8 protein-coding genes and 1 pseudogene are annotated in these 12567 nt (G+C 30.0%); 4 read left to right on the forward strand and 5 right to left on the reverse strand.

Going from position 1 to position 12567, the window contains the following annotated elements:
* The 3 genes from Q0L44_RS11600 to Q0L44_RS11155 form a co-directional block, all read left to right on the forward strand.
* Positions 1–2023 (forward strand): BspA family leucine-rich repeat surface protein (locus Q0L44_RS11600; RefSeq protein WP_366085444.1); only part of this gene is annotated, 2023 nt, incomplete at its 5' end.
* Positions 2024–2289: 266 nt separating this feature from the next.
* Positions 2290–3000: a T9SS type A sorting domain-containing protein gene (locus Q0L44_RS11150; protein ID WP_296638571.1), complete on the forward strand. Its 711-nt coding sequence runs from the start codon at positions 2290–2292 to the stop codon at positions 2998–3000.
* Complete coding sequence (locus tag Q0L44_RS11155) at positions 2997–4940, forward strand: LamG-like jellyroll fold domain-containing protein (RefSeq protein ID WP_296638573.1); 1944 nt, start codon at positions 2997–2999, stop codon at positions 4938–4940. Before Q0L44_RS11150 ends, Q0L44_RS11155 begins: the two co-directional genes overlap by 4 nt.
* Positions 4941–5240: 300 nt before the next feature.
* Here Q0L44_RS11155 and Q0L44_RS11160 read toward each other — a convergent pair whose 3' ends face one another.
* Entirely contained in the window at positions 5241–5894 is a 654-nt protein-coding gene (locus Q0L44_RS11160) for a PliI family lysozyme inhibitor of I-type lysozyme (protein ID WP_296638576.1), read from the reverse strand.
* A 147-nt stretch (positions 5895–6041) separates the two neighbouring features.
* Complete coding sequence (locus Q0L44_RS11165) at positions 6042–6800, reverse strand: hypothetical protein (protein WP_296638577.1); 759 nt, start codon at positions 6798–6800, stop codon at positions 6042–6044.
* A gap of 553 nt (positions 6801–7353) precedes the next feature.
* On the opposite strand from Q0L44_RS11165, the gene Q0L44_RS11170 reads away from it, so the two are divergent.
* Positions 7354–8892 (forward strand): T9SS type A sorting domain-containing protein, encoded by a 1539-nt coding sequence (locus Q0L44_RS11170; protein WP_296638580.1) that lies wholly within the window; start codon positions 7354–7356, stop codon positions 8890–8892.
* A gap of 294 nt (positions 8893–9186) precedes the next feature.
* Here Q0L44_RS11170 and Q0L44_RS11175 read toward each other — a convergent pair.
* The 3 genes and pseudogenes from Q0L44_RS11175 to Q0L44_RS11185 form a co-directional block, all read right to left on the reverse strand.
* Positions 9187–9315, reverse strand: a pseudogene (locus Q0L44_RS11175) (ribulose phosphate epimerase); the annotation flags it as partial.
* Between the two features lie 197 nt (positions 9316–9512).
* Positions 9513–10814, reverse strand: a complete 1302-nt coding sequence (locus Q0L44_RS11180; RefSeq protein WP_296638581.1) for a DUF5723 family protein — start codon at positions 10812–10814, stop codon at positions 9513–9515.
* Between the two features lie 6 nt (positions 10815–10820).
* Complete coding sequence (locus tag Q0L44_RS11185; RefSeq protein ID WP_296638585.1) at positions 10821–12485, reverse strand: hypothetical protein; 1665 nt, start codon at positions 12483–12485, stop codon at positions 10821–10823.
* Positions 12486–12567: the final 82 nt, after the last annotated feature.

Below are 12567 nucleotides of genomic sequence, written 5' to 3' on the forward strand. Positions count from 1 at the left end.
GTTTAGGGGAGCTACTTCTTTTAATCAGCCTTTAAACAATTGGGATGTTAGTAATGTGACTAATATGGCTGGAATGTTTGAATATAATAATTCATTTAATAGATCTTTAGAGTCTTGGGATACTTCTAAGGTTACAACAATGAAAGGGATGTTCCGTGATGCTATTTCATTCAACCAAGACATTAGTTCTTGGGATGTGAGTAGTGTATTAGATATGAATAACATGTTTGCTGGAGCTTCATCTTTTAATCAGCCTTTAAACAATTGGGATGTTAGTAATGTGACTAATATGGCAATTATGTTCGACGGGGCTACTGCTTTTAATCAGGACTTAAACTCTTGGAATACTTCCAACGTTTTAGATATGGCCTACATGTTCAAATCTTCAAACTTTAACGGGAATATTACTACTTGGGATCTTAGTGGGGTAACAAAATTAGAAGCAATGTTTCAAGCGAACCCTGTTTTTAACCAAGATATCTCAGAATGGGACGTTAGTAATGTGACTAACATGGATTATCTTTTTGATGCAGCCTCATCTTTTAATCAAAATATTTCAGAATGGTGTGCAAGTAGTATTTCTAGTGAACCAACGCAATTTAACAATGAAGGAATACTAGAAACAAATAATTACCCAATATGGGGTAATTGTGGAGAAATTGCTTTAGCTACAAATGGAGTTACTATAGTGGCTTTAGAAAATGCTGTGGTTGGAAACACTTATAAATTAACTAATGACGGCGATTCTTACCTTGTCGTAGATGAAGCATCACTTAGAGCTATGGTAGCTAATGATGAAGATGTTACTAAAGTTGTAACTACAAGAGTTACCAATATGAAGCAGTTTTTTAATGATAAAGTAGCATTTAACGCAGATATTAGTTCGTGGGATGTGAGTAATGTTACTGATATGAATGGAATGTTTAACAATACTTCTTTCAATCAAGATATTGGAGAGTGGAATATGGCTAATGTATCAGATATTAGTTTTATGCTTTCTAACTCGCCGTTTAATCAAGATATTAGTAATTGGAATACCAGCAATGTTACTAATATGCAAGATTTGTTTGGAAATAATACTGCATTTAACCAACCTATTGGGCCTTGGGACACTAGTAGCGTGACTAACATGAGGGCTGTTTTTATAAATGCAACTGCATTTAATCAAGACATTAGTTCTTGGGATGTTAGTAGTGTTACCAATATGGTCTATATGTTTAGGGGAGCTACTTCTTTTAATCAGCCTTTAAACAATTGGGATGTTAGTAATGTGACTAATATGGCTGGAATGTTTGAATATAATAATTCATTTAATAGATCTTTAGAGTCTTGGGATGTTAGTAATGTTATTGATATGTCTAGGATGTTCTGGAATGCTAGAGCTTTCAATCAACCACTAAATGATTGGGATGTTAGTAAGGTTACTAACATGAATAGTATGTTTTACGATGCATATTCTTTCAATCAACCATTAAATAGTTGGAACACTATTAATGTGACTATAATGAGTCAAATGTTTTCTAATGCAATTTTATTTAATCAACCATTAGATAATTGGGATGTTAGAAAGGTTACCGATATGACATATATGTTTGATAATTCTGATCTTTCAACAGATAATTATGACAATGTGTTAAAAAACTGGTCACAGCAAGATGTTCAATCTGGAGTTTCTTTAAGTGCATTAGGTGTAAATTATTGTAATGGTGGAGATGCCAGACAAATTCTAATAGATACCTACGAATGGACAATAACAGACGCTGGTTCAGATTGTTCAACTGCTGGTGTAGATGACAAAAACTTAACAAATATTTCTATTTATCCAAACCCAGTTGATAATCAATTGATAATAGATGGTTTATCAGATACTATAAGAGTTTCAATTTATAATTTATTAGGAAAATTAGTTTTTAGTAAACAAACATCTAGAGAAGTAAATGTTAATCAACTTCAAAGAGGTGTTTATATCTTGAAATTAAATGATGGAGATAAAGAGGTAATTAAAAAATTTATAAAGAATTAGGTATTATAAATTGGAGTGAAAAATCAGATACGTTTATTCAAGCTGAAAGGTATCAAGCTTACAGAGAATATGCTAGGCTTCGAACCCGAATAACAATTTTATATTATGAATTAGTTTTGCTTTTAGTTTTTACTATTGCAACAGGCTAGAGAATAGATTCAACTGGCAGTTTTTTTCAATTAAAAATATATTCGAAAATATGATGTCGTATATTTTTTAAGTAATAAACAGATTTATTAATTTATTTTTAAATTCAATAAATAACCATGAAAAAATATATTCTTCTCCTCCTTTTAGGGCTTCTATCCACCTCTTTTTGTTACGGTCAAATACTAACAATAAAATCTGGAGCATCAATTTCTATTGCTCCTAGTAGTTCTATTGTATTAGATGGATTAGAGATAGCGCCATCTAACACCTATGTTCTAGAAGGTATTAATACTATATCTAGATCAGCTACTGCAGTAAATTTTGAAAATAACAGTTCCATTTCTCGTTCTTATAATTCCTCAAATTTGGTAACAAGTTTTACAGGTACTTTAATTTTTTCTTACTTAGAAGAAGAATTGAACGACATTGACGAGAATGAACTAGTTATGCAATTAAGAGGAGAAGATAATAACTGGCAGTACTATACAGGGACTGTAGATGAAATTAACAATACGGTTAGTTATACATTTAATGATGCTGTTTCGTTTAAGTCTATAACAGTAAGCACACAAGAGGCTTCTCTTAGCGTAGAAGATGCAAATACTGAAAATGACAACATTGTAGTGTACCCAAACCCAACAGCAGATAGAGTGTTTATAAAAGCAGACAATTTGCTACAAGCAGAATTATTTGATATAAACGGAAGAAAGGTTGGGTTTACCAAACAAAACGAATTAAACATGAGCCACTTAAGTATAGGTTCATATATTTTAAGAATAAAAACAGAAAAAAAAGCAGTAAAATCTATTAAAATTATTAAGCTATGAAACGAATTTTATTAATATTACTTTTTTCTTCTTTTGTAATCTCATTTACAAAAGCACAAGAATTACCCTCTAACATTCCTACAGATGGGCTTGTGGCATACTATCCATTTAATGGTAATGCCAATGATGCCAGTGGAAATGGAAACCATGGAACTGTAAATGGTGCTACTTTGACAACTGATAAGGATGGGAATGGAAATAAGGCTTATTTATTTACTGTTAATAGTTCCTCTGGCTGGGGTGCTTCACAGAATAGTATTACAATAGGGACGCCAGCAATACCTAATAATAATAGTTTTACGATGTCTGCATGGGTAAATTTAGCTGAAAAACCAAGCCCTTTTGACAATCGACCTCACACAATAATGGGTAGATGGGACGGAAATGGAACAGCAATTTTTAGACATCAAATAAATTATAACGGAAATATATCTACAAATTTATTAGAAGGTTCTTCTCCTAATATAACTCAAGGTGGTTCATTGTCCTATAATACTTGGGAACACGTTTTAATTTCTTTTGATGGACAAGTTTTAAAACAATACCAAAATGGGGTATTAGTAAATGAAGAAATATTAAATATTCAGTTAAATAATTCTAATACTAATTTAACTATTGGTGAGTTACACATGGCAAACGGACATTGGTACTTATTTAGTGGTAAAATTGATGAAATGGGGTATTGGAGTAGAGCGCTTACACAACAAGAAATTCAAAGTGTTTTCAATTCAACAAACAACTCAAGTGATGTTGAAATTCTACTAAACGGCACCATAAGTGCAGAAAATAATCAAATAAAAAATGTGGCAGACCCAACAGATGACCAAGATGTAGTTACAAAAAGTTATTTAGAAACTGAGGTAAACTCAATAACCCAACAAAATATACAGGAAGTACTCACCAATGGTAACAATGCAAATGGTACTCAATTAAAAGGATTGGCAGATCCTACGGATGCACAAGATGCGGTTACAATAGCTTATTTAGAATCGAAACTTGATGCGTTGATTGATCGAATAGAGCAAATCGAGGGCAATCAACCTAATAGAATCATTAAGTTAAAAGAAGTAAAACTAATTGAAAAATCAAGAAATTTAATAAAAACTTCGGCATCTAGATATATCATTAGAACTGAAGATAATATTTATATCTCTGACTCTATAAATGGAACATACGAAAACCTAAATTTTAACTTAAATGTAAGCAGGGGGGATATACACGGGCATTTATTAGGAGAAACCTTGAATAATTCCATACTAATTTCAACAAAAGATAATGGTCTTTTTAAATTAGAGAATGAAGAGTGGAGATCAATAGGATTAAATGGATTTGGCACAAGTGGAAATGATTTTTTAAAATTAGAAAATAATAGAATTCTTATTGCTAAAGAAGGATATTTAAGAAAGATTTATTATTCAGATGATAATGGTGATAGTTGGTCTGCATCCTCAGGCACAAATAATGAAGATTGGAGAGATTTTTCTGTGACATCAAATGGGTCAATTTTTATAGGTTCACCCGGAAATAATGTTGGTGGAGTATTAAGAAGTAGAAATAATGGATTAAGTTTTGATAAGATTAGAAGTGAAAGGTGTAGAACAACTTCTACTAGAGGCAACGATGTTTTCATAATTTCTTGGAATAACTCTGAAAATAAAAATATTTTAATGAAGTCAATTGACGATGGAGATTCATGGAGTGAAATTTTTACTTTTGATAACTTTACATCAACTGGATATGCTGAAATCGTATTTTATAATGACACAATAGTTTTATTAAATGATGAAAAAATTTATTGGAGTTCAATTAATAACATTGATTTTTCTGAAGCTATTCTTCCAAGTGATTTTGGATCTTTTAGAGAAGTTTCTTACATAGGTGATAAAGTGTTTGCTATATATGATAAAGGTATATTTGAGGTTGGATATAGTAATGATTAAAATATAAATTAATTATAGCGCATATCATTATCGTGAAAAACTCATAATTTAATAAATAAAAAAATGCGAAATTATAACGTCGTGTATTTTATTCACTAAACAAACTCTTTTCTTAAAATTGTAATATTAAAAATAGGATATCGGACATTTAATAAAGTTTACACCAAGAATAATGATTATGTAGATCATTTGAAACGTAGCAGCATTCTTACCTCTAACATGAACACCTCCCATTTTAAAACTGTAATAATTTGGTTTTAAAATATTATACGAACCTCGTTTATTTTTAAAAATTCACTATTAATATTCACTAATTTTATTTATTACAAATAATTTAGATGCTTCGCCAGCTTTTAGTTTGTATTCTATTTGGCGAGTACCTCCCGTTGGGTTATTATTAGTATCTCCCTCTTTGTAAATAGGGAACCTTCTTGCTAAACTTGTTTCTATAATTGTAAATTCATCGTGTCCCATATATCCGATCTTTGCTGTCTTATTTTCAGATATTTCAGGGAAGTAAATTTGACTTATAGACTTTCCATTATTTACTGAATACCCAATTACATTCCCATAACTACCACTACCTATAGAAACTGTATAAATTAAGATTTCAGGAAACCCATCTGAATTTAAATCTTCAATTTCAGCATTGGTAACTTGTCCTTCTAATTCAAGAATAATTTTTTCATTATTTATTTCCAATCCTTTAGGTTTAATCGTTAATTGATTAATAGACTTATTTCTAAAAGTTTCTATATAAAATGTAATGTTTTGTAGGGATAAGGTTTTTTGAAATCTACTTTTTTGGTTCTTCGATCTAAGGTTTTCTGTGCTTAAAAAAGTATTATTTTCAATTTTTTCTAAATTCTTTTCTATATTTTTTTTCTTACATGCGCATAAAGTTATAGTTGATGCTACAACTATAGCTATTAAAATTTTCTTTAAGTATTTCATTTTTAATTATTGCTGACGGTAAATTATATCATTAGTAGTAGACTTTGTAAAACTTCCCTGTTAATATATTACGCAGTTTAAGTGTAATTCGAATACTAAAATTTAAAGATTATCAAGCTATTACTCATAATAAAATGTAATACATATTTATTTTCTTATAATTTGTCCTAATTCTTTTAGTATTTCTTTTTCATTTTTATGAATTATTAATTCAGCTGAGGAGCTATCCTCTGCACCTAAGATATTTATGAAACAGTAATATTGATAGTTACCATTGGTAAATTTATATCTTTGATTTCCCCCACTACCTTCTGGGCTCCAAACTCCATTCTTTATTGTTATATCAGGTTTCTCGCTAATTTTAGAATTAATAGACCAAGAAGAATATCTATATTTCCCGTTATGCATTCTATCTATTCTTATTTTAGTTTTTTTCGTTTTAATGTAATGAATAGGTTCATTAAAATCTTTTAAACTTTCGTGAATTAAATTTTTGTCTTGTTCAATTATTTTAAACCTTCTATCTCTCTCTAAATTTGATTCATAGTTTATCGATAGTAATCGTCCGTCATAATCAAGCCATAAGATACCATTATTAAACATTATTTTTCTCCATCCAACAGTTGACCAGTCCGTATTAATATTTGACGAAATTATTTTTGTTTTCAAACTATCATCAAAAACCTCATTATATCTTTTTTCAAATTCCTCTTTATTACGAATGTTTGATACTGGATATTCTCTTCTCAATGGATATCTAATTTGAAGCCCTAACTCCTTAATATTATTTTTTTTAATCTTTTCAATAAATAATTTTACTACTTCATAATTTTCTTTTTTTAATTCTTGAGAAAATCCTGAATTGAAAAGTAGAATTATTATGACTAATACTAGTTTTTTTTTCATTTTAATGATTTATGATGAGGTGTAATTTTGTGAAAAAATATTTAATTGATCTAAAAATAATTTTTGAGATACTTTCTCAATAAATTTAAACACAAATATATACTATATCTTTAATAATATGAGTTTAAACTAATTGAAAAGGCGCTATTCAATTAAATTCTTTTGAATGGATTTAATAGTGTTTAAATAAGCAAAGCGAACCCTTTTGGAAATGGTAGTAAAATGCATAATTAAAAAGGATCAAATTATTAATCCTTCTGCTACTTCGTTCAAAACATTCTGTTCTTTAGTTGCTTAACAATTTATTAAAAACTGTATTTGTAATCTTTTTTTAGGCATAAAACTACTCCAGAGTTCATTAGTTTTATTGTTTGCCAAAGACATTTTTATTGATTTACTTTAGAAATTTTGTTTTTTGTTCTATTATCCGCAGTTGCTATTTTCTTTAAACTAGTGTACATGAAGTTTATTAAAAAAAATGACTTTTTTTCCTTAAATTTGCTACGACAAAATCCATTTTAATTACAACTATTTATATTTTAAATATTAGAGCATGAAACAAAAAATAACAATTCAGTTTATTTTATTTTACTTTTTAAGCTTATCTTTAATAGCTCAAACTACTATTACTTGGAATGGAAATATAAACAATGATTGGGCAACAGCAGACAATTGGTCAACTGGTTCTGTACCTTCTACTATTGATAATGTGGATATACCTTCTGGTTTAACCAATTACCCAACAGCCTCTGGTGCAGTAACTGTAAATACAGTTGCCATGGCTTCAGGAACTAGTTTACTAGCACAAAATATCTTTGAAGGAACTATTACCTATAACAGAAATCTAGCTACTAACAATTGGTATTTAATTTCTTCACCTGTTGTTGGAGAAGATGGTTTTAATCTCTTAAATACTGCTGGAGATATAACTGAAAATGCAAGTGGACAAGAAGCAATTGGGACGTACTTCGAGGGTACTTGGACATACGACCATGCTAATCCTTTCGTCTCTGGTATTGGTTATGCTGTTAAAAAAGATGCTTCTGGTAATTTACCTTTTACCGGTACTTTAAAAACTGAAGATGTTTTTGCGGAAAGTCAAGCTGGAGCAGGGACTTTTGTCTTATTGGGTAATCCGTATCCGTCTTACATAGCTGCAAACACAAATGCAGATAGTAATAATAATATCTTAACAAGAAACACTGATGAGTTAGCTGAAGCAACAATTTGGTTATGGAATGCATCTACTGAATCTTACGATACAAAAAATAATGCTTCAAATTCTTTTCACATAGCTCCTGTTCAAGGGTTTTTTGTTAAGAAAAAAAATAATAACAGTCCTTATTATATAACAGAATCTATGCAATCTCATGGAACTGGTGCAACTTTCCAAAAAAATGTTAGACCTGAAATTAAACTTTCACTAACAAGCGAAGCAATTAGTAAAAAGTCTGAGATTTATTATATTTCAGGGACTACAAAAAGCTTTGATAATGGTTATGACAGCTCTATATTTGGAGGTGTTTCTCATGAATTTATAGTGTATACAGAAGTAGCTGAAAATGGAACTGGAAGAAAATTAGGTATTCAATCTTTACCACCTTCAGATTATGAAAACATGGTAATTCCTGTTGGGGTTATTGCTGAAGCTAACAAAGAAATTATATTTTCAACTGAAACCTCAAATTTACCAACAGGTATTAATGTTTATTTAGAAGATAGAATTGAAAATACCTTTACAAAATTAAATGATGCTAACTCAGAATACAAAATAAAAACAACTGAGAAATTAGATGGTGTAGGGCGTTTTTATTTACACACAAAATCTAGTAGTGCTCTAAGTATTGATAGTGTAGATTTAAATTCAATTCGTATTTATAAAACGAATGCTAACAATTTAAGAATTTCAGGATTAGCTCAAGGTAGTTCAAGTTTTAAGTTATTTAATTTATTAGGAAGAGAAGTTTTAAGTACATCTTTTTCTACCAATGGGAATAAAGACATAACCCTACCCAATTTAGCGAGCGGAGTTTATATTGTTCAGTTAGAAGCTGAATCTGGGAAATTGAATAAAAAAATCACTTTAAATTAATTTACACCATAAAGAAAATTAATATGGAAAACAGCAACAATAAACAAGAAGATATCACTCGTAAAGAAGCGATAAAAAATAGGAAATTACGGTAAATATGCAGCGCTAACTGCATTGGGTACTTTTATGATACTAAACCCACAGAAAGCTCAGGCTAATAGCGCTCCAACAGAACCGGGTTCAGGATGGTAACCGCGAAACACGTTATCATTAAAAAATACCATTCCTATTTACAGGCTTTAAATATATATACATCATAAAAAAAATATATAACTAATAAATAAGCGTTTTAAAAGTCATTTTTCTAACTTGTCTAAATTTTCCTTCTCTAATGATTACAGAAATCCAACTTGTAGGTCCATGTCTATCATCTCTAATTTTTTGACTTCGTAAAGGAAAGTTAGGGTCTTCTATTATTAGAGAGGATTGCAGAGATGATGGGACACAAAGACAAACTAAGATTTACGACTTATCATTACATTGGTAGTTTGGATAAGAAGATTTTATTTGAAACGAATTCTTGTTTAGAAGAGTTTTAACCCTGAAATGTTTGCAAGAATGCTTGCAAAAATTAATTAAAACAAGGGTTTTAGATTCTTCATCCTCATCATTTTCACCTATTATTTTTCAGATTTATTTAATTGTCCAAAAAGAAAGTTTACACCAAATCTAAAATTTGCAGTATTTACTTCTTGCACTTTACCTCCAATACTAGAAAGGTTATCTAAAGCTGTATATAGTTGTAAGAAACCTAACTGTACTGCCATGTTTGCACCAAGTCTAAAATCTCCGCTATTACCACCAACACTTGCAACTAAACCATAAGTCGCTCTGTTAAGCTCTCTGTTGTAGCCTAAACCATAAGTTGGTTTAATAGCTATATAAGGGTTGTTATTACTAAAGTATGTTGCTCTAAATACATTTTTTTCAGACATTTTGTATTTAGCAGAAAAGAAAGTTCTAGAACCAATTTCTGTTTTAAAACTTTCTGTAGTTTCAGAAGCACCTAAAACATCATTTAAAGCATCTTCAATTTCTTCTTGAAAGTTTCCTGAATCTTCAAAGTCAAATCCACTATAAACTCCTTTGTTAACGTCTTGTAAATTATAGTTGGCTACTTTGTCTTTCCAGTTTATAGAACCTAAATCATTTATGGATAATTCAAAAGAAAATTCATCATTTAATTCATATCCTAACCCTATATCCATTGCAAAACCACTATTAGATCCAAAAAATGCTAAATCATCAGTATCTGAAATACCGGAGGTATTTATAGTTGCATTTGCAGTATTTGCCGTCCATAAAAAATTAGTAGGGTTAATATCTAAAGCAAATTGAGCGTTTTCTTCTAAAGAAGCGTGTGTAATACCGTTTAAAGATTTTAGTCTTAATCCTACAGAAAGCTTATCGTCAAGAAAAATCCTGGTAATACCTATTCCTATTTCAGAATAAGTGGTAAACCCTAGTTTTTCTTTAGATAAAGCAAAACTTTGTCCAAAACCGTTTGCAGCAACATTTGTAAAATCTTTTGAGAACTCCCAAACTAAATTACTTTTTGCATTCGCGAAAACAGTCATAGATCCTTTCTTGGTTTTAAAACCCAACATAAAAATGTTAGCAACTACATCTGTGGCAAAAGTATTAGCATCTTCAGCAGCAGCGTTAAGGCTATTAAAGTCCACTTTTAAATTATTACCACTTTCTACTAAAATATCGTTTAGCTTAATTCCAGAATTAAGATTAACTCCAAGATTTAATGGTGTACCAAAGTTTACTTTATATTTGGGTAAATATATAGGTGATACATTTTGTGTTTGTATAACATAGTCTCCTAAGTTATAAAATGATAAATAGTCTTGTGCTTTAAGATTACCAATTAAAACAAAAAATAATAGTATAGTTGTATAAAAGTGTTTTTTCATAACGTATTAATTATCAGGTGTTATATTTGCATTAACTTCTATGGCAACAGCAACATTAATTGCATCACTTCCTTTTATCATCACAGAATTTCTTCCTGTTGGTAATGCTAAAGTTACTCTAACATTTATTTTGTCAGTATCTACTATTTGATTGATTTCATTTTGATCAAGTTCAATTTCAAAATCAGATAATATCCCAACTCCATCAGATTCGCCAGAAGTATTTACATTTGCTGCTTGAAAAGCATTTATAGATTCTGTGTGAATTACTTGTCCATTACTGTTTTTAAATTCTAGCAAGATATCTCCAGTTAATGGAGTTTTGTTTTCTACGTTTACAAGAAGTTTAATGTATTCAAAATCGTTTAAATCTTCTCCATCACTAAATTCTATTTCCTTATCTAAACTAACTTTATCAAACTTTATAGAAACTTCTGCATTAAAATCATTATTAACAGCAGCAAAAAAGTTTTTATTAGGATTTCCATCATCTATAGGGTTTGCTTTTCCAGAAATATCAAATTCTATAGATGTTGGTTTAGATTCTAATAAGTTAGTAATATTAGAGTTAGTGTCATTTAATAAAGTGTTGGTTTCTTTTTCGTCATCTCCAAAATTTTCAACTCCGTCTATAATAATTGTATTTGGTAGCGACGTGCTTCCTGTATAGTTAAGGTTTATAGAAGAATTAGCATTTACTGCTTTTACAGACGATAAATTCATACTTATCGGAAAGCCATAATCGTTAGTAACATTAATAGCCATTTCTACATTGTCAAAAGCAACGTCTCCACCGCTAAAATTATCAAAAAAGTCACCTAAATCTATAGTGTTAGAAGATATATTAAATGATTCCTGTTTAAAATCTCCATAGGTTACATCGTATCCAATATTCTCTATTAAAGCTTCATATGATATTGCATCATTGGCATCAGTATTATTACCTACAGCAAAAGTGAAAGAAGCGTCTAAATTTATAAAAATGATATTTGTTGTTTTACCTGTACCAGTCCCATCATTTGTAAGGTCAGCATTATATCCACTTAAATCAAGGAGAATATTTTCATTAGATCTTCCTGAAATAGAGATGGTTTCCGTGTAGATACTTTGATCACTTTTTTTAGTAAATGAGGGTATGGTTACTATGATCTCCATATTGGCATCAACAGTAGATTTAAATGCGATAAGCATGGTTCCTGAGTTAAATTCTACACCTGTAAGTTCCTGAGTTAAATTTAAATCATGTGTTTTTTGATCGCTTATACTGTAAGTGCCGATAAGTGGGTTTGCAACACCAGGAGCTATTTCTTGCGTAATTGTGTAAGGAAAGTTTTCTCCAATAGTAGCTAAATCATCTGCTGTAATAGGGCTTTCAATAGAGCTTTCAATTGAGGTGTCGTCAATATCAACATTAAATGTATAGTTGTTTTCTCCAGAGAAAGTCTCTGTGTAATTAAAGCTAAACTCTTCTGTAGAAGTAGGTTCAAGATCGCTGCTTCCTAAATCCTCAAAGATTTCAGATAAATTGTAATTTATGAATCCAGCAGGTATTTTTATACTACCATTCCATGAGAAATCATCAATTTCTTTATCCAAATAGGATACGTCACAAGAGATAATAAGCCCAACAAAAAGTAGCGTTAGAGATAGCTTTGTTTGTTTGTTTTTCATTTTTAAATTTCATTTTGGTTTACGCAATAGGTTTTGTTACATTAACTTTATCAAAGATTAAAAATACAGTTTTTAACACATT

This window comes from Polaribacter sp. (genome assembly GCF_024639685.1).
Taxonomy (GTDB): domain Bacteria; phylum Bacteroidota; class Bacteroidia; order Flavobacteriales; family Flavobacteriaceae; genus Polaribacter.